Source organism: Mesorhizobium sp. M0848 (assembly GCF_040319805.1).
Classification (GTDB): domain Bacteria; phylum Pseudomonadota; class Alphaproteobacteria; order Rhizobiales; family Rhizobiaceae; genus Mesorhizobium.
In genome coordinates, this window is record NZ_JAMYOM010000017.1 from 51,698 (window position 1) to 72,387 (window position 20,690).

19 protein-coding genes are annotated in these 20,690 nt (G+C 61.7%); 9 read left to right on the forward strand and 10 right to left on the reverse strand.

From position 1 onward, the window contains the following. Positions 1-12: 12 nt before the first annotated feature. Positions 13-1,185, reverse strand: coding sequence for a glycosyltransferase (locus tag NKH95_RS20065; RefSeq protein ID WP_352551141.1), 1,173 nt, complete (start codon positions 1,183-1,185; stop codon positions 13-15). Positions 1,186-1,369: 184 nt separating this feature from the next. On the opposite strand from NKH95_RS20065, the gene NKH95_RS20070 reads away from it, so the two are divergent. Both NKH95_RS20070 and NKH95_RS20075 read left to right on the forward strand, forming a co-directional pair. Beyond that, on the forward strand, positions 1,370-2,866 hold the full coding sequence (locus tag NKH95_RS20070; RefSeq protein WP_352612495.1) for a lipopolysaccharide biosynthesis protein: 1,497 nt from the start codon (positions 1,370-1,372) through the stop codon (positions 2,864-2,866). A 52-nt stretch (positions 2,867-2,918) separates the two neighbouring features. Beyond that, positions 2,919-3,941, forward strand: a complete 1,023-nt coding sequence (locus NKH95_RS20075; protein ID WP_023811596.1) for a phosphoribosyltransferase family protein — start codon at positions 2,919-2,921, stop codon at positions 3,939-3,941. Positions 3,942-4,084: 143 nt separating this feature from the next. On the opposite strand, the gene NKH95_RS20080 is transcribed toward NKH95_RS20075, so the two are convergent. The 8 genes from NKH95_RS20080 to NKH95_RS20115 form a co-directional block, all read right to left on the reverse strand. Beyond that, positions 4,085-5,164, reverse strand: coding sequence for a glycosyltransferase (locus tag NKH95_RS20080; RefSeq protein ID WP_023811595.1), 1,080 nt, complete (start codon positions 5,162-5,164; stop codon positions 4,085-4,087). 75 nt (positions 5,165-5,239) lie between these two features. Then, on the reverse strand, positions 5,240-5,689 hold the full coding sequence (locus NKH95_RS20085; protein WP_023811594.1) for a hypothetical protein: 450 nt from the start codon (positions 5,687-5,689) through the stop codon (positions 5,240-5,242). A 13-nt stretch (positions 5,690-5,702) separates the two neighbouring features. Next, positions 5,703-7,145, reverse strand: a complete 1,443-nt coding sequence (locus NKH95_RS20090) for a GMC oxidoreductase (protein WP_352612494.1) — start codon at positions 7,143-7,145, stop codon at positions 5,703-5,705. A 92-nt stretch (positions 7,146-7,237) separates the two neighbouring features. Next, a complete protein-coding gene (locus tag NKH95_RS20095) occupies positions 7,238-8,569 on the reverse strand; it encodes a UDP-glucose dehydrogenase family protein (RefSeq protein WP_127267657.1) in 1,332 nt (443 codons plus the stop codon). A gap of 67 nt (positions 8,570-8,636) precedes the next feature. Further along, the gene (exoK, locus tag NKH95_RS20100) at positions 8,637-9,494 is read right to left on the reverse strand and encodes an endo-1,3-1,4-beta-glycanase ExoK (protein WP_127289886.1); all 858 of its coding nucleotides are present in this window, start codon (positions 9,492-9,494) and stop codon (positions 8,637-8,639) included. Positions 9,495-9,642: 148 nt separating this feature from the next. Next, entirely contained in the window at positions 9,643-10,038 is a 396-nt protein-coding gene (locus NKH95_RS20105) for a single stranded DNA-binding domain-containing protein (protein WP_023811590.1), read from the reverse strand. A gap of 282 nt (positions 10,039-10,320) precedes the next feature. Beyond that, positions 10,321-11,343 (reverse strand): glycosyltransferase family 2 protein, encoded by a 1,023-nt coding sequence (locus tag NKH95_RS20110; RefSeq protein WP_023811589.1) that lies wholly within the window; start codon positions 11,341-11,343, stop codon positions 10,321-10,323. A 95-nt stretch (positions 11,344-11,438) separates the two neighbouring features. After that, positions 11,439-12,569, reverse strand: a complete 1,131-nt coding sequence (locus NKH95_RS20115; protein ID WP_352612492.1) for a nucleotidyltransferase family protein — start codon at positions 12,567-12,569, stop codon at positions 11,439-11,441. 512 nt (positions 12,570-13,081) lie between these two features. Between NKH95_RS20115 and NKH95_RS20120 the strand changes: the two genes are divergently transcribed. The 6 genes from NKH95_RS20120 to NKH95_RS20145 all read left to right on the forward strand — a co-directional run bounded on the left by NKH95_RS20120 (position 13,082) and on the right by NKH95_RS20145 (position 18,999). Continuing rightward, a complete protein-coding gene (locus NKH95_RS20120; protein ID WP_013891488.1) occupies positions 13,082-13,234 on the forward strand; it encodes a lasso peptide in 153 nt (50 codons plus the stop codon). Between the two features lie 136 nt (positions 13,235-13,370). Then, positions 13,371-13,670 carry a PqqD family protein gene (locus NKH95_RS20125; RefSeq protein WP_352439759.1) on the forward strand — a complete coding sequence of 100 codons (300 nt, stop codon included), beginning with the start codon at positions 13,371-13,373 and terminating at the stop codon, positions 13,668-13,670. Further along, positions 13,654-14,247 (forward strand): lasso peptide biosynthesis B2 protein, encoded by a 594-nt coding sequence (locus tag NKH95_RS20130; protein WP_352439760.1) that lies wholly within the window; start codon positions 13,654-13,656, stop codon positions 14,245-14,247. The genes NKH95_RS20125 and NKH95_RS20130 overlap by 17 nt, the downstream gene beginning before the upstream one ends. After that, on the forward strand, positions 14,244-16,166 hold the full coding sequence (locus NKH95_RS20135) for a lasso peptide isopeptide bond-forming cyclase (protein WP_352439761.1): 1,923 nt from the start codon (positions 14,244-14,246) through the stop codon (positions 16,164-16,166). The genes NKH95_RS20130 and NKH95_RS20135 overlap by 4 nt, the downstream gene beginning before the upstream one ends. Then, the gene (locus NKH95_RS20140; protein ID WP_352439762.1) at positions 16,163-17,149 is read left to right on the forward strand and encodes a phosphoenolpyruvate carboxykinase (ATP); all 987 of its coding nucleotides are present in this window, start codon (positions 16,163-16,165) and stop codon (positions 17,147-17,149) included. The genes NKH95_RS20135 and NKH95_RS20140 overlap by 4 nt, the downstream gene beginning before the upstream one ends. A gap of 8 nt (positions 17,150-17,157) precedes the next feature. Then, a complete protein-coding gene (locus tag NKH95_RS20145; protein WP_352439763.1) occupies positions 17,158-18,999 on the forward strand; it encodes an ABC transporter ATP-binding protein in 1,842 nt (613 codons plus the stop codon). 97 nt (positions 19,000-19,096) lie between these two features. Here the strand turns inward: NKH95_RS20145 and NKH95_RS20150 are convergent, their stop codons facing one another. After that, positions 19,097-19,372: an exopolysaccharide production repressor protein gene (locus NKH95_RS20150; RefSeq protein ID WP_023811582.1), complete on the reverse strand. Its 276-nt coding sequence runs from the start codon at positions 19,370-19,372 to the stop codon at positions 19,097-19,099. A 601-nt stretch (positions 19,373-19,973) separates the two neighbouring features. Here NKH95_RS20150 and NKH95_RS20155 point away from each other — a divergent pair. Beyond that, positions 19,974-20,651: a sugar transferase gene (locus NKH95_RS20155; protein ID WP_023811581.1), complete on the forward strand. Its 678-nt coding sequence runs from the start codon at positions 19,974-19,976 to the stop codon at positions 20,649-20,651. Positions 20,652-20,690: the final 39 nt, after the last annotated feature.

Genomic DNA, 20,690 nt, shown 5'->3' on the forward strand with positions numbered 1-20,690 from the left:
TCCTTGGCCATCCTATGCCAATGCCTCGGCGGCAAAGGAGCCGGGCACGGCCGTCAGGCTGCGCAGCCGCTCGACAAGCGCCCGGCAATCGCTGCGATCGTAGCTCCAGGTCCTCGGATTGCGTGCCAGAACACGCCCTTTCAGCCTGGCGAAGCGATGCTCTTCCATCTTGCCGAGCACGGCTTCGAGCGCTTCGGGCGACGCCTGCGGCAACAGCACGCCGATATCCTGCTGTTTAAGGAACCGCCCGGTCTCGGTGTTGCCCATCGAGATCGGCACCGCTCCGAAACGGCAGCCTTCGTAGAGCCGGTTGGGCAGAAGCCATTCGGAGTTCTGCCCCGCTTCGAAGAAATCGATCGCCCAGGAAAAATGGACATCGTTGTAGATCGCCGCCATGTCTTCCGGATTGCGGTAGGGCCCGAGAAACGACAGCCACGGCTCGGCTTCGACAAAGCCGTGAAAGTCAGGGAATTCCGACAAAGCCGGACGTCCGCGCAGCACGATTTCAAAGCGGCCCTCCATGCGGCGGGAGAAATCGGCCAGCAGCTCGAGCGAGCGGCGGCAGCGCAGCGCACCGAACCAGCCGATCCGCCATGGCGGACCGGCCGGGCTCTCTTCAGCCTCCGGAGCGCCGGGCAAGATCGTCGCGGCCTCGAAATATTTGTTTTCGACCAGCTCGATGGGTGCCGCGACCTGGCCGAACGGCTTGAAATAATTGGCGATAAAGGCAGGAGAACTGGTCACCAGCAGCTTCACATCCCTGGCCAGAAAGCGTTCGGTGGCGCGCAGCGCCTTGCCCAGGACATCGTTGCGCAGCACAAGCCGATGAATGTCGAGGCACTCGTATACGATCGGGACCGATGCACCGAAGGCTGACCTGGCGCGGCGGGCAAGCGCCAGCATTTCCAGGTTGCGCGCGATGATGAGATCCGGTTTTGGCATGCCGCCAAGCTTCGAGCCTATCGAAACGGCTGCTTTGGCGACGGCCGCGAGGCGTTGGCCGAATCGCCCGTCACGCGTCGCGCCGAGGTCGATCGGCCGCAGTCCCTCGATATCCGCAATCGGATTCGCGGTGCGACGGAAGCCGGCCAAAGTGACCTGGGCCCCACCTGCCCTGAGCATCGTGATCCGCCGGCGCACCGCCGGGTCGGAAACGTCGTGCACAAGGTACAAGACATGCAGCATAAAAACTCGACCGCTGTTGGCCCACCCGAGGGAATGCTAGTACAGCTCTTGCTGCATCGCAACATTTTTGCTGCACGCATCGACGTTTTCTGTTGCACTGCAAAATTATTGCCGTAGTTTGTGGTCGGCGGCGGTCGTGGATTTCGGGCTCGGAAATCCACGTAAAAAATCAGGAATCCTGAATTTGGAAGCCAATGCATTCGATCCGCCAGAAGGCTCCTTGCGCAAGTCGGTTGGGCGCGGCGCGGTTGTCACGGCCATGGCGCAATCGGTGCGGGTCGCGACACAGATCCTGTCCGTCATCGTGCTGTCGCGGTTATTGTCGCCACAGGATTTCGGTGTCGTGGCGATGTGCGCGCCGGTGCTTGCCTTTATCGCCCTGTTCCAGGATTTCGGCCTGACCCAGGCGACGATCCAGAAATCAGGCATCCGGCATGAGGAGGTGAACTACCTCTTCTGGATCAATGTCGCCGTCAGCGCTATCCTGGCTTGCGTGCTTGCGGGTGCGGCGCCGCTGGTTGCTGCCTTCTACGGCGAGCCGCGCGTGACGGGCCTGGTGGCTGCGTTCGGGCTGCAGATCATGGCCTATGGGCTGGGCGCCCAGCATCTGGCGCTCTTGACACGCCGCATGCAGTTCGGCCGGCTGGCCGTCATCGACGTCGCCAGCGCCATTGCCGGGCTTGCGGTGTCGATCGCCTGGACCTTTATCGATCGCTCCTATTGGGCCCTGTTTGCCGGTACGCTGACCGGTGCCGTGTTGCCGACGCTCTGCTATTGGGCGAGCTCGCGCTGGCGTCCGGGCCTGCCGCGCAAGGTCGCCGGCATCGGCGAGCTGATCAATTTCGGCGCCGGCATCACCGGCTTCAACTTCGCCAATTTCTTTGCCCGCAACCTCGACAATGTGCTGATCGGCAAATATTGGGGCGAGGCGCAACTCGGCCTCTATGACCGCGCCTACAAGCTGCTTCTGTTTCCGCTGAGCCAGATTACCAACCCCTTGTCGAAGGTGATGGTTCCGGCGCTTTCCAGGCTTAAGGACGAGCCGGATCGCTACCGCAGCGCCTATCTGCGCGTCATGCCGCTGATCCTGCTGGTGGCGCTTCCCGGCGTCGCCTTCGCCACCGCGATGTCGGATGTGCTGATCCCCTTCGTGCTCGGCGAGCAATGGCGCGCAAGCGCCTCGATTTTCCTGGCGCTCGGCTTTGCCGGGCTGCTGCAGCCGCTCAACAATCCGGCCGGGTGGCTTTTCGTCAGCCAGGGTCGCTCCGGCGATTTCATGCGCTGGGGCATCATAACGGCCGTGACGTCGGTGCTGGCTTTCATGCTCGGCCTGCCCTATGGCGCGCTGGGCGTGGCGATCGCCTATGCGATCAGCGAATATCTGCGGACGCCGTTCTTGTGGCTTTATGTCGGCAAGAGCGGGCCGCTGCAGGCGCACCATGTGCTTCGCGCGGCAACGCCGTTCGTGCTTGGCGCCCATCTGGCGCTGGCCGCGATCTGGTTCATCAAGCCCCTGCTGCCCCAGCAGCATGTCGTCGCCCTGGCCAGCGGCGCCGTGCTCGCCTACCTCATTACCGTCGTCATCGCACTGGCATTCGCCTCCGGCCGCGAAGCCTTGCGCGAGGCCCTCAAGATGCTGCCGGCAAGGCTGCCTGCGGCGGCGGCGCGCGAAGCGCAATAATTTGGGCGTCTTCGACTGCTACGGACATCTCCTCCAGGACCAGGTCTGAACCATGCACTACCGATCGATCTCCGATATGAACGACGCCATCGTCAGGGGCCTGCACCGGCTGCCGCGCGACATCGACCTGGTGGTCGGTGTGCCGAGAAGCGGCGTTTTGGCAGCGACGCTGGTCAGCCTTGCCGCGAACATCCCGATGACCGATCTCGACAGCTTCCTGGCAGGTCGGATCTATACGTCTGGCGTCACCAAGCGCCGTGCCGCTCTCGACCGCAAGGTTTCCGAGATGCGCAAGGTGCTGGTGATCGACGACAGCGTCGCCGGCGGCAACGCCATGCGCGACGCACGCGCCCGCATCCAGGCTTCGGGCATCGAGGCGGAGTTCACCTTTGCCGCCGTGTTCGGCCTTGAGCCCCAGCACCAGGAAACCGACCTCGTCTTCGAAGTCGTGCCGCATCCGCGCATGTTCCAGTGGAACTTCATGCATCATAAATTCCTGGCGCAATGCTGCGTCGATATTGACGGCGTGCTGTGCCTCGATCCGACAGAGGCGGAAAATGACGACGGCCCGGCCTATGAGAAATTCCTCAGCGAAGCGCGGCCGCTCCATGTCGCGACCCACAGGATCGGCTGGCTGGTCACCAGCCGGCTGGAGAAATACCGCGCGCTCACCGAGGCATGGCTCGCCAAGCATGAGATCAAATACGACCAGTTGATCATGCTCGATCTGCCGAGCAAGGCGGAACGGCAGCGGCTCGGCGCGCATGGCAGTTTCAAGGCCGACTTCTACCGCAAGTCCGATGCCATCCTGTTCATCGAGAGCGAGCACGAACAGGCGCTGAGGATCACCGAGCTGTCAGGCAAGCCGGTGCTGTGCGTCGAAACGCATATGGTCAGCTTTCCCAACACGCTGTCGCTGCCGGCACTTGGTCAGGCGGCCAGGAACCTGCCGGCAAGGCTGCGGCAGATCAAGTCGCAAGAGGGCCGCAAGAGCGCCGCCAAGACCATTGCCCGCGCCCTGCTTGGCGCTCGCGGCTACGAGACGCTGAAAAGCCGGGTCAAACGCCCGGCCTGACCTGCTCAGGCGGCGCCGTTAGGGCAATTCCAGGAAAAGTGTGAACGGTTTTCCCGGGAAAAGCGCGTAGCGCTTTCCCTTGGGAATCGCGTCAAAACAAAGAGTTAGAGGAGTTCGCCGTTTCCGTGACATGGCGAACTCCTCTAGGCCGCCTGCCGCGCGCGCTGCTGCATGGCCCTGTCCAGTATCGAGAAGAAGGTGATGAACTGGCGATCGGGATCGAGTTCCGGGCGCCCGGCGAAGCTGCGGGCGAGGCTTGAAAGCCGGTCATATTCCTGGTTGTCGTTCCACAGCCGCCTGACGGCCGCGACCCAATCGGCCAGCGGAGCATCGTAATCCAGCACCACGCCACCGGAGCCGACAGCCTCGGGCAGACCGCCGCGCCGCGAGCCGACAACCGGGATTCCGCTGCAATGGGCCTCCGAAGCGACGCGGCCCCACGCCTCTTCCCACTTGCTGGGAGCAAGCAGGATCTTCGTGCGGCCATAGACCGTCTTCATGTCGCTGGTGCGGCTCTCCAGGACGACATTGCCCAAGGGAGCGATCGTCTGTTCGATCCGCGCCCGGTGATCGTCGTCGAGCTTCCAGCTTTCGACGAACAGGAATGGGATTTCGCGGCAGGCGCCGGCGATCCGCACCGCAAGTTCAAACCCCTTTTCCTCATAAGGGTTGATCAGCGTGACGAACTGGCCCGTCGTTGGCGTCGAGTAGTGCGCCGGGTTGATGGTGGGCGGGATTACCACCGCCTCGATGCCGAACTCCTGTCTGTAGGTACGTGCGGTGAAGTCCGAATTGGCGATGTAAAGCGCTGAATGCAATTCGCGCAGATCGCCGCCCAATTCATGGAACTCGACATTGCGGAGATAAACGACCAGAGGCACGCCCTCCGCCTGCAGCGCCTTGCCGATCGGAACCGATTTGTGACACTGGACCACGGCGACATCGGGTTTCAGCCTGTCGACGGCATAGCCCGCCGCTTCCCAGGGAAACCAGGCCCGCACCACCGGATAGCCGGGATAGCTGTCGACAACCGCCGGCTGCCGCAACAGCTTCATCTTGGCGCGCGCCTTGAAGCCGAAGACACCATCACCGAACAGGGCGGCGAGCACAGCGGCTTCATGACCGTGCTCGATCAGCTGTTCGGCCAGATGATGCGTGCTCGACTGAACGCCGCCGCTGAACTCAGGCGGGTAGCCGTTGCCGCCTGCAAAGAGAACTTTCATGATCGGGCTCCTTGTCGCATCTCGTATTCCTTGCTCGGAGACAACAGGCAAAGTCCGCCGCCTCTCTTTTCGACGTCAGGCAAGTTTCGGCGGCTCCAGATTGGCGAAGGGATTGGTACAGGATTGCCAGCCGGTAAATCGGATCGGGTCGTTGGGCGAACTGCGCCAGGCGTAGTCCGTCAGCATATGGAATTCGGCGACGACCCAGCGGTCGAAATGCAGCAGATCTTCCCGCTTCCGCTGGGGCAGCAAGCGGCGCGCGGCCCCCAGTTTGAGCTCCTCCACCAAGGTGACGGCGTCACTCAGTTTTTCGCTCGGAAAGTTCCATGGATTCCTGTCGCGGAACGCCAGCACGAACTGCTGCAGATGCTCGATGCGGATGTTCAACTTGCCAAGGTATTTTTCCAGCGTGACGCGCACCAGATCCTCGTCCGAGAACGAGGAAACGGCGGCGTAGGCGACCCCTGTCGAAACCACTCCGCCAGCCATGACGGCCAGGGCCGAGCGTCTGGAAATCTCGATCATGCGATACCTCCTTTCACGCGATCCGGCTCGCCGCCCGCAAGGACAGCGCTGCCGCGGTCAGGCTCGGGTTGGCGCAGGAGCAGCTCGGATAGGTGCTGGTGCCGACGACGACCAGATTTCTGAGCTGGTGGTGGATCATGCCGCTGTCGATGACCGAATCAGCTGGGCCCGTACCCATCCTCAGCGTGCCCTGGACGTGCGATTCGCTCGGCCGGATGCCGCGATCGAAGAGCTTTTCGACCGGCAGCGGCGCCAGAAGGCCCGGCAATTTCTCCAGAGCGCGCGCCATGCCCTTCACCGCATAGTCCGATGGCGCCTTGAAGCTGACGAAGGCATTCTCATCCTCGTCAAGCGTGACGAAGTTCTCGGGATCGAGCAAGTCCTCGGTGACCACGACAAGCGGCAGCGCCTGGCGTAGCCGCCCTTTTTCGGCACGCATCCCATGCTGCCACCGGTTCTCGAAATAGACCAATGCCGCCGCATGCTCCGATCGGTGAGGACCATCATAGAGACCGAAATTCAGGCCTGTTGTGATGGTGCTGCCGTCGAAATTGTCGACGCCGTCTAGATAGACCTCGAAATTCCAGCCGTAGGATTCATGCAGGCCGCTGCCGACGAATTCGCCGCCCAGGCCGGATCGCAGCATGATCGCCGCGCTCTGGATGGCATTGGCGCCGAGAATGAAGAGATCGCCGCTGACCTGGTATTCCTTGCCGTCATGGCTGAACGTGACCGAACGGACAGCGCCGCCGACGTGATCGAGCCGGCGCACTTCCGCACCGAGGCAGACCGAAACGTCGGGATGCTCGAAGACGTGCATCAAGCCGTTGTTGACGGTGAATTTGGCGTCGACCGGACACAGCCAGCAACGCAGATTGGCACAGCATGAGGTGCGTTGCGATGTCGGCAGCCGCGCCCGCGCGGTTGGCATGACGAAGTGCTGGCCGGGCTGCGCCGCCTTCATCATCCTGTCCGGTGTCGACATGCGATGCGGCGGTTGCGGAAACGGCTTCGAGCGGGGCAGCATCGCCGCCATGTCGGGATCGCCGGAGATCGACATGATGTCTTCCGCGTCGCAATAGAACGGCTCGACGTCGTCATAGCTGATCGGCCAGTCATTGCCGATGCCGTAGGTGCTTTTCAGCCGGAAATCATTGGGATGAAATCTTGGCGTCTGCGCGAACCAGCAGTTCGTCCCGCCACCCAGTCCGATCGTGTAGTTCCACGGCTTGTTGGAATTGGTCTTGTAGGTCGTCTCGTCTTCGATGTCGGTGTTGACGTTCTGCTCGAGCTGCCATTCATGGGTGTTGTGGCGTCCCCACTCCAGCACCAGAATGCGCGCCTTTCGGCGCTTGGCGAACTCATGCAGGAAGAAGGCCGAACCGAAGCCGGAGCCGATCGCAACGAGATCGAAATGGTCCTTGGTGATTTGCCCCGGCTTTACGTCCAGCACCATCGGCTACAACTCCACACAGAAATACGCGCTCAGTCCCAGCGCCCGCAGGCCATGTGCGGACCGGTCTTGCATCCGTCTGCCAGGACCTGGTCTCATGCCGCCATTCTGCCGATCGAGTGATATTCGATGCCGTGGCGGGCGATGACCTTGGGGTCATAGAGGTTGCGGCCGTCGAAGATGACCGGCGTAATCAGCGCATCCTTCACCGCATCGAAGGAGGGCGCACGGAAGCTCTTCCATTCCGTGGCGATCAGCAGCGCATCGGCGCCGCGCAGCGCCGCCTCCTTGGTGCCGCACAGAAGCAGGTCGTCGCGCAGTCCGTAGATGGCCTGGCATTCCTGCATCGCCTCGGGATCATAAGCCTGCACATTGGCGCCGGCCTTCCAGAGCGCTTCCATCAGGACGCGCGCCGGCGCCTCACGCATGTCGTCGGTGTTGGGCTTGAAGGCCAAGCCCCAGAGCGCAAAGGTCTTGCCTTTGAGGTTGCCCTTGAAATAGCGGTCCACCTTGTCGAAGAGAACCGATTTCTGTGCGTTGTTGCGCTCCTCGACGGCGCGCAGCAGCTTGGCGTCGAACTTGACGCCTTCGGCGGTCTTGATCAGCGCCCGCACGTCCTTGGGGAAGCACGAGCCGCCATAACCCAGACCCGGATAGATGAAATGGTAGCCGATGCGGGGATCGCTGCCGATGCCCTTGCGGACCTCCTCGATGTCGGCGCCGAGCTGTTCGGCCAAATTGGCCATCTCGTTCATGAAGCTGATCTTGGTCGCCAGCATGCAGTTGGCGGCATATTTGGTGAATTCGGCGCTGCGCACGTCCATCACGATCATCTTCTCGTGGTTGCGGTTGAACGGCGCGTAGAGTTCGCGCATCACAGCCTCGGTGTCCTCGCTGTCGGTGCCGACGATGATGCGGTCCGGCTTCATGCAGTCGGCGACCGCGGACCCCTCCTTGAGGAACTCGGGATTCGAAGCGACATCGAAAGCCAGGTCCTCGCGGCCTCTTTTCTTCAACGTGTCGGCGATCCTAGCTTTCACCTTTTCGCAGGTGCCGACCGGCACCGTAGACTTGCCGACGACGATCTTGGGTTTGTCCATTTCGCGGCCGATGGTCTCGGCGACGGCCAGCACATATTTGAGGTCGGCCGAGCCGTCCTCGCCCGGCGGCGTGCCGACCGCGATCATCTGGATCTCGCCATGCCTGACCGCGGCGGCGGCATCGGTGGTGAACTTGATGCGGCCGGCAGCATGGTTTTCCTTAACGAGGTTTTCCAAACCGGGTTCGAAAATGGGAACCAGGCCCTGGTTGAGCCGCTCGACCTTGGCGGCGTCGATGTCGACGCACACGACCTGGTGCCCGACTTCGGCAAGGACCGCAGCCTGCACGAGGCCGACATAGCCAATTCCAAACACCGTCAAATTCATTCGGTTTCATTCCCATGCAAGGCAGCGGACCGTTTTCGGTCCCGCCGGTTCAAATCGACTTTCCCAACTACTTTACACTGCATGCCAGCGATTCCGGAAATTGACAGGGTTCGCCGAGCGCCGTGAAGGCAACCCGCTCGATCTGCAGGGAAAGCTTGCGGCCCGGATCCGCGAACGCTCCCATCCAACCCTTCATCGTATCGCTGCCCCAAAAACTGAAGAATATCTTCTGTGCATGGCTGGGCAGCTTCGCCGGGTCGGTAATCGTGTTCACCAGCTGGCCGTTGACGTACCATCGCAAGCTGTCCTTCTGCCAGACGAAGGCGTAGTCGTTGAAGGCGTTCTCCGTGCCGCCCGGCACGTCGACGAGCTTCTCGTTCTTGCCCTTGCCCGCGATATAGGCATTGACCTGCACCTTGGAGGTGTCCTTGGTCAGGACCTCGAAGTCGATCTCGTCCCAGGGCTGCTTGTCGCTGGGACCGATATAGGTGAAGAACGCCGCGTTGAGGCCGGAGCCGGTATCGGTCTTCAGCCGTGCCTCATAGGTGCCGTAGCCGAAGCGCTGCTTGGTCTGGATCTCGCCGCAGACGTAGTCGCGATCCTTCAACGTCTGCTTTTCGAAGCCGAGCGACAGCACATTATTCGACAGTCCGACCATGCCTTTCGACCAGGTGCAATTCTGATGGCTGCCGTTGTTCCAGCCGTCGGAAACATACCAGCGCGCACGATCGAAGCTTTTGAAATCATCGACGAAGGACGGCGATGTCGGAATGTCCTGGGCGTAGGAAGGGGTTGCCACGAAAGCGCCAAGAGCAGCCAGCAGCAACGCACCGAGCGACCCCAGCCGCCGCCGGGCGGCTTGCCCGGCCCGATATGAGAGAGACGGTGCGTCAATTGCTGTCGTAGGTTTCGGATTCGAATTCATACCAAACTCACCTTTGCGCTGTGTGTCCCCAACCCAAAGTCGACGTTCGAACCGCTCCTGAACGGGCCAACCTTGACCTCCCTTGTGACCCTCTCGATTGCTTCCCGCCCTGCATCAAATCTGTTGCAACAGTTCCGAGCCTTCACGTTCAACCTCTGCCTGCACCTGCCGGCCAGGCGAATTCCGCCGAGGTGGCCGAATCGGCATTCTCGTCGAAGACCATATCCAGCGAATGACGGAGCTCTTTCATCATGCCGTCCTGGCGCGACAGCGCCGCGATGCGGCGTTCGCAATTCAGGATCGACTGTGTCAGTGCGCTGACTTCCGAAGACCGCTTGTCGGAAGCTGAGCCGTTTTCCATGGCTTCGACCAGGAAGGCGGCGTTGGTCGACGTTGTCCGGTAGCGATTCTCAAGCCCGGTTCTCTCGGCCTCGATCTCGGCCGCAATCTGCTCGAACAGCTTTGCCAGACGATCAAGACGTGAAACATCGGCCTGCCGGTCGCGGGCCGGATCCCTTGATCTGAAACCGAATATCGAGGCCATGGACTCAGGTTCCTGTCATCGCCGGCTTGTGGGCCGGGCTTCTGGCCGATCCCCGCAGCCGGGGCTCAAAAACTCGTGTTGCGTTGTCCTGCTCCGGAGAGACATCAGACCAATCCGATCGGGGGCCAGTTCGGCTGGTCGTCCACTATGCTGCACCGCAACATAGACTGCCATCGTCGGAGCCGCGAGGCAACCACCCAATTCGTAAACTCATAAATCCGGCCGAAATGGTTTCCGTGATGACGTGCCGCGAGGACAAATTGCAAGCACCGGGGTCCGCTCTCAGCGTTCCTTGCCCATGCTGGTTCCGGCCATCAGAAAACGCCGCGGCGGGACATGTTTTTGGCTGGACATAAGGCCGACGCGACGAAACAGCGCCTCGAGCTTGTCGGAAGCCACGCCCTGGACGATGGGGACGAGGTTGGACAGGCTGGCGAAAGCGTAAGCCGCAGCCGATGCCAACCCCCGCTCAGCCTTGACGTCAAGGAAATTGCGCAGCCGATATTTGTCGCGCACGTGCCGTTCATGCCGCCTTAGCACCGCCTTCGAGCCTTCTGGCAGACTGTCTATCGCCAGCAGCGCCAGATCCGCATCGGCCAAACGCTTCAGGTCCTGGGTCTTGTGGCGGCCGCTCAGAGAATCGGCGCGGACGACGGCGCCGTAGCCGCAGGAGCGAATGACCTTGAACCGTGCCCCGCATGCGACCGCGCGGGCGTAGAGTTCATAGTCCTCGCCCAGCCGCAGGCTCTCGTCGTAGCTCAACCCGTGGCGGTCGAGGAAGGCACGGCTGATCACCGGCTTCAAAAAGCCCAGTTCGCCCCTCTGCACGCGGCGCCTGGAGATGTTGCCTTCGACGAAGCGCTCGAAATCGAGGAATTCCGGATCGGCGGCAAATTGCGGCGCGACGATTTTCGTCGCGTCGCCCGTCGCATCATCCCTGATCAGCATGATGTTGTCGGCTGCGAAATCCCAATCGGCGCCGGCAAACAGGTTGCGAAACCGGCCTTCGAGGAAGAAATCGTCGGCATCAAGAATGCTGATGAACGGCGATTTCGAGCCGGCGATGGCTGCGTTGCGGGCAAAGGAGGGGCCGCGATTGACATCGAGGCGCATCACGGAGAGCCGCCCGCTGCCATCATCGGCGGATCGTGCGACATCGGCGGTGTGGTCGGTGGAGGCATCATCGACAACGACGACCTCCGCCACTTCCGGTTCGCGCAACGCGGATGCGATGGCGACGGCGATTGTCGCTGCGGCGTTTTTTGCCGCGATGATCACGCAGACCTCGGATTTCGTCATCGACATGGATTTGCCTCTCGTACAGGTAATATCGATTTGCCCTCGCCCCGTACTCCTTCGATGCCCTACAGAATTGCCATCAGCACCCGATTTGCCTTCATTCAGCGACTCCCCGGCCGCTCGAAGATACGGCGGCTGATATCGGCGGACGCCGCCCAGCCGGCTTCGGCCAGATAGCGGACCGGCGCGCGGCCGCACAGTTCCCACAGCACCGTTCGCCGCTGTGGCCACCGCAGCGACGGCAGCCACGGCGCGATGACCATGCTGAGCAGATCCTCATTGCCGATGCGCGACAGGATCCTGGTCGCGCGCTGCGACAGCAGCGTGCCAGCACCGCCGAGTAGCACATCGGCGGCGCGCAGGCCAAGCAGCAGCGTGTCGTCCAAACCTTGCACGGTTGCGGCATCGAGCAAACGCTGCTGATCCGCCTCGTCGAGTCGGCCGGCGCTGGCGCTGATATCACAGACGTAGCCCGCGCAAGGTTCCCGGTTGAAAAGTGCCTTGGCAACGCTGATGCAGGACAAAAGCAAAGTATCGGCAACCGAGGTGAACGGCACCGTCGCACCGGCGATTTCGACCTGTCGTTTGCGCCGCAGGAACCCGTCCGCGTCGCGCGGGCTTGGCGAGCCGGGCTGCTGGAGGCGGTAGTGGAGATCTACCGTGGACGACCTCGGCCCGTCGTCCCGGGTCATGTGCTGTTCGCCGAGGAAGCGGACCCACCAGACGGAGTTCGACTTGCCTGATACCTCATAACCGATCTTGCGAAGGGCATCACGCGCCCTGACAAATCCGAGCGGCGAAACCAGAATGTCGACATCGCCGGACGGCTTCATGAAGTGGTCGTCGTAGAGAAGCTGCTGCTGGAACGGACCCTTCAGAAAAACAAAATCGATCTCGCTGGCGCGCAGCACATCATGGACCGCCATGGAATCCATGATGCAGGACGCGTTCATCGAAACCGTTCTCCTGCGGTAGGTGTCGAGCCATCGGAAAAGCTCAGGCGGCCTCTCAAGCGCGGGTGCGCGCGAAAGGGCCTTGAGGACAAAGGTGGCGACCTTGTTCAGCCTGGCGATGTCGGCAATTTTGGCACCGTCCAGATCACGCATCGAAATGTCGCCCGCGCCGGCGTGCGGCCCGGCAAAATAGAATCGCAGGCAGGCCTGCACGTAGGCCACCTCGTCGGCACAGCCGGCGGCGCGCAATCGTTCGTATGAGCCGTCAGGCAATGCCATTTAGCGCACAATCTCCAAAGAAAGCGGTTTGCGCGAACACTTATGCTGCATGTGCGAAGCAAACATCACCAAAAACCTCGGTGCCGTAAAGCCTTTCCTTTTGCAGTGCGAATTTTTGCAACCGAGCGCCTATCGAGATCGCGTCGGAAAGAAGTGAGAACCGCGGCTGAAATGTCCTTGTCAGGTCTTTTGCCGATCCCCGGCCGAATTTTCCAAACAGAAAATTCTTTCCATTAGCGACGCCTAAAAATAGGCACAAAGCAAACGACTTATGCAAGCAAAATCACATGCTTAAAGAATCAGCGCGGGCGCTGCCATCGTGCCCAAGGAATCGGCTAAAAAGTGACAAGTTTTAGGCATGGCCGCTCATGTCCTGACGCCAGCAACGTAATTGATTAACGGAAGGTAAAACAGTCTTGACTCATAAATGCTGCCGTGCAGCTATTGCATTGCAGCATAAAAGTGCTGACGGCACTCGACAGGCCGTTTCCAGTCCTAAATCGGAGAGTAAAATGGAACAGAATGTTGAAAAGCATGAATACGAGACACCAAGCCTGACGGTTCATGGTTCGATTGAGACCATCACCCAGGGTGGCGGCGGCAACACGGCGATCGACGCATCGTTCCCCGCGCACACGCCGATCGGCGACCTGACGTTCTCCTGAGACTTATAGCCGTTTCCAGAGTGACATTTCGGGACTCTGGATTCAAAAGCAGACGTAAGAGGGTCGGGGGGCCAGCCTCCCGACTTCTCCTGCGCCAACCGGAGATGTCGAAGCGTTTTGTCAGTGAGGTGCGGGGATGAACCATGATCTGGCCGACCACGATAGCGTGAGTGCGACCAAGGATGCCGTGGCTTGCGAGTTCGGCGATGGCTTGGCGCTGCTCAATCTCAAATCCAATGTCTACTACAGCCTGAATGGCGTCGGCGCCTTCATCTGGGACTTGATCCAGGAGCCCCGGTCGATCGGGGACATCCGCAGCGCCGTGCTTGCGCGCTATAATGTCGACCCGGTGCGCTGCCAGGCCGATGTCGACGCATTGCTGAAGGGCCTGGCCGAAAATGGGCTTGCGAGACGGCATCATGAGGCACTTGTCTAAGCCGACCCAGCACAAGGCGCTGGTTTGGCAGGCCATAGTTTCGCGGGCCCTGGTTTCGCGGGCCCTGGTTTCGCGGGCCCTGGTTTCGCGGGCCACGGCTTTACGGCAGGAACCCGCGAGGGAAACAGGCCTCAAGCAGTCGAAGCGCGGCGGAAGCCGGCACGGGCTGGTCAGGATTTTCTCCCTGAGCGGCTCGGAAATGATCTTCCTTGGCCATTGCCTGCTTGTGGTGGCGACAGTTCGGCTGGGGCTGACCCTGCTGTCCTACAATCGTGTACGCAGCCTGGTGACGCGGCTCGACGCGCGGCAGTGCGCCTCGATGGGCGAACTGCGGCGTGTCGCCTGGGGTGTTGCCGCCGCGGCCCGTTCCGTCCCTTACGCTACGTGCCTGACCCAGGCGCTCTCCGGCCAGTATATTCTCGCCCGCCAAGGCAATGAATCGACGATACGCATCGGCATCGAACGTGGTACGGGCGAGCAGTTGAAAGCACATGCCTGGCTGGTCAGCGACAACCATATCGTGCTTGGCGGATCGATCGACGGCTTCGCCCATCTCGTCGACCACGGCAGCCGATGAGCGGCGTCGCCGGAATCCTGCTGCGCGGAGCACACGCACCGGCGGTCGCGGCGGCAGACATTCAGCAAATGCTGGCGCGCATGCGCCATCGCGGTCCCGACGGCGGTTCATGGTGGCTGGACACCAGCATCGCCCTTGGCCACGCCTGGCTCAACACATCGGATGAGGTCGGTCCAGGCCCTTTGACGATGGCTGGCGGCCGGCTCGCCATCACCGCCGATTGCCGGCTGGACAACCGTGACGAGTTGCTGGCCAGGCTCGGTATCCGCGACCAGTCGGTGGCCGACGCGATCGTGCTGATGCGGGCCTATCTGCGTTGGGGCGAAGCCTGTCCGGAGCATCTGCAAGGCGATTTCGCGTTCGCCATCTGGGATGACGAGCGGCAATCGCTGTTTTGCGCGCGAGATCATTTTGGCGTCAAGCCGTTCTACTACCACGCGGCGGACCGGCGTTTTGCCTTTGCGTCCGAGATCGGGCCGATCCTGGGCGTCGAAGGTATCCGCGCGCGTGTCAGCGAGCGCCAGATCTCCGGTTTCCTGGCCGGGCTTCCCGACGACCCGCAGTCGACCCCCTACAGCGATATATTCAGCCTGCCGGCCCGCCACAGCCTGACCGTTACCGCGCAACAGGTGATGTTGCGTCGATACTGGCAGATCGAGCCGTCGGCGCGGCCCTTGCGGTCGGATGCATCGGAGGAATTCGCCCATCTGTTCTCGCAATCGGTGCGCAGCCGCATGCGAGGGACCTCGGCAGTCGGCGCAATGCTGAGCGGCGGCCTCGATTCCTCATCTATCGCCTGTGTCGCCGGCCTGCAGAATGCCGCTGCGCGCAGGCCGAAGCTGCCGACCTTCTCGCTGATTTTCGAGAGGGGCTCGCCGATGGACGAGCGGCCCTTCATCGATGCCGTTCTCGACCAGCAGAAGGTCGACGCGACGCTGATCCCGGTCGGCAACTATGCCCCATTCGCCGAATTCGAACGCGTGCTGGAAGAACAGGAAGGAACGTTCCTGGCGCCGGGCCTGACGCTCACCCGCGGTATCTACCGGACTGCCGGCGCCAAGGGCATCAAGGTGCTGCTGGACGGCCATGGCGGCGACGAGGTCGTTTCCCAAGGCCATGGTCACCTGCACGAGCTTGCGAATGGCGGCCGATGGATGGATCTGTGGCGCGAGGTCCGCAGCGCCTCCAATACCTATGGCGACAGCACGCTTGGCCTTTATCTCCAGTTCCTGACCCTCTACGGGCCGGCCTGGCGCATCGCCAAGCTGAGGCATCTGGCCAACCGTGCCCTGAACAGGATCCGCAAGCCCGCGCACGCGCAGCGCGCACGAAGCTGGCGCGACCTGATCAATCCGGACCTTGCCAAGCGCACCGAGCTTGTCGACCGGTTTCACCGGGCCGGCTATATGCCGCCCGGCGTTCAGGCCAGCGACGCCTTGAGCCATCGCTGGATCCTGTCGAACGGCTATGTCCCGCATGCCTTCGAGGTTCTCGACAAGGCCGCCGCCAATTTCGGCGTCGAGCCGCGATACCCATTCTGGGACAAGCCGCTGGTCGAGTTCTGCCTGGCATTGCCGGGCGAGGAGAAGCTGAGCCACGGCTTTGGTCGCTATGTGCTGCGTCGCGCCATGCAAGGCGTATTGCCGGAGGCGGTGCAGTGGCGGCGCGACAAGATCGACTTCACCGCCAATCTCGTCAACGGCATGCTGCGCAACCATCGCGACCTCCTGGAACAGCTGCTGGTCTCGGATGCGAACCGCATCGCGCCTTATGTCAATCTGCCGCAAGTGAGTGCTGCCTATGCGCGACTGCTGCGCCAGCCCGATCAGGCAGCCCCCCTGGATGTCCAGTATGTCTGGCGCTCGGCCTCGCTGTCGCTCTGGCTGCGGCAACTCCAGCACGGCGGGAGCCCCACGTGATGCCGCGCAACGAGCCGCTCGCTCTATACAATGATGATGCCTTTTCACATGGCCGGGCCATGCGAGAACGCCGCTTCTACCGCGCCTATGGTCTGACCATCGCGTCGGAGGTGATGTTGCCCGAACTGCAGCCGGCGCCGCCGGGGGCGGCGGATCTCGTGATCGCTGTCGGCGCGATCGACCTGCCAAAGCCGGCGCCCGAAGCCGCGACCGATTTTCGCTTCGAGCCGGACCGGCAATATCTGGCTTGGCATGCTGTCGGTGCGTTCCTGATCAGCGATGACTGCCGCATCGACATAGAACCGGCACCCGGCGTCGACGATGCGCTGCTCGCGTTTCCGCTGCTCGGTCCGGTCATGGCGCTGCTCTTGCACCGGCGCGGCCTGCTTGTCCTGCATGCCAGTGCCATCGCCGCAGCCGGCACGAGCGCCATCTTCATGGGTGACAAGGGAGCCGGCAAGTCGACGACGGCAAGCGCGATGATCCGGGCCGGGCATCGACTGCTTACCGATGACGTGGTGGCGCTGGACCTTGCCAATCCGAGTGAGCCAATGACCGTTCCGGGCTTTCCGCAGATCAAGCTGGCGGCCGACGCCGCTGCGGCGATCTCGCTCGGGGGAGCGGAAGTGCGGCCGCAAGTGCATCCGGCGATCGACAAAATGCAGCATCGCCTGAACGGTGACTTTTCAGGCGACAAGGTGCCGGCGACCAGGATCTATGTCCTCGAGCGCGGCGAAAGGGCTGACATCACGCCCTTGCCCGCCATTGCCGCCCTGCCGGCCATCATCAAATTCTCCTATGTGACGCGCTTCGGCCGTGCGGCGCTGCCCGACGACTTCGCGGCGGCGCATCTTCAGCAATGTTCATGGATTGCTAACCATATCGGCGTGTACCGGCTGGAAGTCCCGACGGGCCTGGACAGGATCGGCGAAGCCGTGGAGCTGATCGAAAAGGATCTGTCGGCTGGCAGCCGGCGGCCGTGAGCACAACCATGTCGAAGCCAATCCTTCGCCTGTCGCTGTTTCGAGAAATTGCCGCATTCGGCGCCGCCATTGCCCGGATCGGCGGCCGGCGAACATGGACGGCGCTGTTCTTCCTCATCCTCGGCAGCCTGACCGAGGGCATCTCCATCCTGCTGCTCATCCCGCTGCTGCATCTGGTCGGACGCGCCGACCAGGATTTCGCTGTTCGGCTGCCCAACAATGATTTCGTGCGCTGGCTGGTGCCTGACGGCACGCTGCAGCTGACGACCGTGCTTTGCGCGCTGGTCGGGCTTGTTGCAGCGCAGGCGGCGTTCAATCGCTTCAAGTCGGTCTACATGGCCAAATTGCTGTTCGATTTCGTCAACCGCGTTCGCATGAACCTGTTCGAAAGCATCGGCAAGGCGCGCTGGGGCGTTTTTACCCACATGCGCAGTTCCGATCTCGATCATGCCCTGACCGGCGACATCGACCGCGTCCAGGGCGCGGCGTTCTCACTGCTGATGCTGGTGCAGATCGCCGTTCTTCTGGCTGGCTATCTCCTGGTTTCCATGTTCATCTCGCCGGTCATGACGCTATTTGCCGTCGTCATCGGCATGCTGATGTTCGTGGCGCTGCGGCCCTTCCGGGCACGGGCCACTGCCTTCGGCCGTGTGCTGACCGCCAATCGCCAGGATCAGTACCGGACGGTCTCGGAATTTCTCGGCGGCATCAAGGTGGCCAAGAGCCTGAATGTCGAGGACAGCTATTTCGCGCAGCTGCGGTCGACGCTTGAAAGGATGAAGGCCGACAACATCGACTATGTGCGCAACAGCACCATCGGCACCGCGGTATTCCAGGTGGCGAGCGTGGTGGGCCTGAGCCTGTTCATCTATGTGGCTTTGGTCCGCTTCAACCTGTCGCTGGCCGAGATCGTCGTCCTGCTCCTGGTCTTCATGCGCATCGCGCCGCGCTTCATGGACATGCAGACGCAAGCCCAGCAAGTGCTGATCAACCTGCCCGCCTTTACGGCAATGCGCAGCCTGCAGGCACGTTTCGACGCCGAACGCGAACCAGGCCATACCGAGTTCGCCGACGCCGGGACACTCTCCCTCAATACGGGATTGAATATTCGCGGTGTCTCCTTCGCCTACGGAGATGCTGGCGCCAAGATGGTGGTGAGCGGCATCACCTTCGGCCTGCCGGCCGGCAAGGTCACCGCCCTGATCGGCCCGTCCGGATCGGGCAAGAGCACGATCGCCGATATGCTGCTTGGCCTGCTGGAGCCTACCACCGGCATGATGCTTGTCGACGGCGTCGAGATCGATGCCAGCAATCGCCGTCGCTGGCGCGACCAGGTGGCCTATGTGCCGCAGGACGTGTTCCTCCTGCACGACACGATCGCGGCGAACCTGCGCCTTGCCGCGCCACGGGCCAGCGATGGCGACCTGTGGGCCGCGCTGCATCAGGCGCACGCCGGCGAGTTTGTCGAACGGCTCGACCTCAGGCTCGAGACGGTGGTCGGCGATCGCGGCGTGCGGCTTTCGGGCGGCGAACGCCAGCGCATCGCGCTCGCACGCGCGCTGCTGCGCAAGCCGTCGCTGCTCATCCTGGACGAGGCGACCAGCGCGCTCGACTGGCAGAACCAGTCGCTGATCGTCAGGTCGATCGACGGATTGCGCGGCACGATGACGATCCTGACCATCGCGCACCGGCCGTCGATGATCGCCTTCGCCGACTGGGTGGTGGCGATGGAAAACGGCCGTATCGTCGAGGTCGGCCAATATCAGCGGCTGAAGGAAAAAACCGGCAGCCGGTTGTCGAGGATGCTGTCGGGGGAACAGTCAGAGAGCGAACCCGCCGATGTCGCGTGAGCCGGCGACCAAGACGCGCCGAAACGGATTCACGCGGCGCCTGGTCTCTTGTTTCGAAGCATGCCTCCAAACCGGGGGCAGGTTTGAGCAATCTGCATCAATGCAGGCCGCGCCTGGCACCGCCCAGCTTCTCGCTTTCGGCGACCTCTGGTGCGTTCAGTTTGCGCTCGGCGTCACGGGCTATGTCGGCAGGCGTCGGAGCGCTCCTGGCGATCATGGTGTAGATGAGCACGAAATAGCCGGCCTGAATGATCACGGCGCAGATGATGACGCGCACCAATATCGTGCCTATCGACGCACCGCCCAGCCAGGACCAGCCGACGACGATCGCCAGAGCGAAAATCATCCCGAGGATGAATTTTGGAAGTGCCATGCCCAACAGCCCATAAACCGGCTCGGGTATTTATCACGATTGCCCCACCCGAGCGCCGTCCCTTGTCATGTGGGCTTGTTAAGGTCGCCCACTCTCGACCGGTTGCTTCCGGCCTTTTCCACCTGTCGTCACCGTGACAGGTATAATTTGCAATTCTATTAAGGCGAGCAATAGGCGGCAAGGGCAACTTCGGATATTTTTGATCGAGCTTTTGCGATCGACTCTGCCATGCTGCAATGCACGCGACGGGAGCTAAGCCGATCTGCTCTCCTCGGCATTTTCAGTAAGATAGACAATATTAAGTAGTATTTTATACGGTTTTCACCATGCATTAGGGCAGGATAAAGCACTAGTTTGCAGCTTGCCTTGACAGATAGGTAGGTCTGCCTAAAAACGGCCCCACAAAGGCCCCTATTTTTTCGGCCGTGCCCATTTATTGTCACAAATGTGCTAAATACGCCGAAATTTGTGCATGACAAGCTTATTATTTAGTCAATTCATGACGTGACTATTTCAATGGGGTGGTAAATTGTGTGTTGCGCTGCAACATTTTTTTGGTATCGTGCGCTGAACCATTCGTTCAACGCATGGAGTTTACGGCATGAGGGACGTTGCCAAGTCGGCCACGGCGAGCTTTTCGCAGGCTGACATCGATTTTCCGCCACCGATCGGCGGCTTGCTCAAACGCAGCTTCGATATCGCCGGTTCACTGATTGGATTGATCGCACTCAGCCCGCTGTTTGTCATGATAGCGCTGCTGGTCAAGTTTTCCGACGGCGGCTCGATTTTCTACGGTCACAGGCGAATTGGACGCGGCGGGCGGATTTTTCCTTGCCTGAAGTTCCGCACCATGGTTCCGGACGGCGACAGGGTATTGGCAACCTATCTCGCCACCAACCCGGACGCCAACGCGGAATGGATCGCCACCCGCAAGCTGAAGAACGATCCGCGCGTTACCCGTGTCGGAGCAGTGCTGAGGAAACTCAGCCTCGACGAGCTGCCGCAGATCATCAACATCCTGCAGGGCGACATGAGCCTTGTCGGCCCTCGTCCGGTCGTGCGCGACGAGCTGGAGATCTATGGCACGTCCGCCGTCTATTACCTGAAATCCCGCCCGGGCCTGACTGGCCTGTGGCAAGTCAGCGGCCGCAACGATGTGTCCTATGACAGCCGCGTCGCCTTCGATCGCCACTATGTCGAGAACTGGTCGCTGTTCGAGGACGTTCGCATCATCATCAAGACCGTCCCGGCCGTCTGGATGTCGCGCGGTTCTTACTGACCGGCCGGTGGCCAATGCCAGACATTGGCATCGGCCATT

Coding starts and splice junctions, on each gene's coding strand:
- exoK (WP_127289886.1), bottom strand. CDS start 9,494: ATGAATTCGAATCCGAAACCTACGACAGCAATTGACGCACCGTCTCTC.
- NKH95_RS20065 (WP_352551141.1), bottom strand. CDS start 1,185: ATGCTGCATGTCTTGTACCTTGTGCACGACGTTTCCGACCCGGCGGTG.
- NKH95_RS20125 (WP_352439759.1), top strand. CDS start 13,371: ATGAACCATGATCTGGCCGACCACGATAGCGTGAGTGCGACCAAGGAT.
- NKH95_RS20130 (WP_352439760.1), top strand. CDS start 13,654: ATGAGGCACTTGTCTAAGCCGACCCAGCACAAGGCGCTGGTTTGGCAG.
- NKH95_RS20080 (WP_023811595.1), bottom strand. CDS start 5,164: ATGAAAGTTCTCTTTGCAGGCGGCAACGGCTACCCGCCTGAGTTCAGC.
- NKH95_RS20095 (WP_127267657.1), bottom strand. CDS start 8,569: ATGAATTTGACGGTGTTTGGAATTGGCTATGTCGGCCTCGTGCAGGCT.
- NKH95_RS20150 (WP_023811582.1), bottom strand. CDS start 19,372: ATGGCACTTCCAAAATTCATCCTCGGGATGATTTTCGCTCTGGCGATC.
- NKH95_RS20135 (WP_352439761.1), top strand. CDS start 14,244: ATGAGCGGCGTCGCCGGAATCCTGCTGCGCGGAGCACACGCACCGGCG.
- NKH95_RS20085 (WP_023811594.1), bottom strand. CDS start 5,689: ATGATCGAGATTTCCAGACGCTCGGCCCTGGCCGTCATGGCTGGCGGA.
- NKH95_RS20115 (WP_352612492.1), bottom strand. CDS start 12,569: ATGGCATTGCCTGACGGCTCATACGAACGATTGCGCGCCGCCGGCTGT.
- NKH95_RS20155 (WP_023811581.1), top strand. CDS start 19,974: ATGAGGGACGTTGCCAAGTCGGCCACGGCGAGCTTTTCGCAGGCTGAC.
- NKH95_RS20110 (WP_023811589.1), bottom strand. CDS start 11,343: ATGTCGATGACGAAATCCGAGGTCTGCGTGATCATCGCGGCAAAAAAC.
- NKH95_RS20105 (WP_023811590.1), bottom strand. CDS start 10,038: ATGGCCTCGATATTCGGTTTCAGATCAAGGGATCCGGCCCGCGACCGG.
- NKH95_RS20145 (WP_352439763.1), top strand. CDS start 17,158: ATGTCGAAGCCAATCCTTCGCCTGTCGCTGTTTCGAGAAATTGCCGCA.
- NKH95_RS20120 (WP_013891488.1), top strand. CDS start 13,082: ATGGAACAGAATGTTGAAAAGCATGAATACGAGACACCAAGCCTGACG.
- NKH95_RS20075 (WP_023811596.1), top strand. CDS start 2,919: ATGCACTACCGATCGATCTCCGATATGAACGACGCCATCGTCAGGGGC.
- NKH95_RS20090 (WP_352612494.1), bottom strand. CDS start 7,145: ATGGTGCTGGACGTAAAGCCGGGGCAAATCACCAAGGACCATTTCGAT.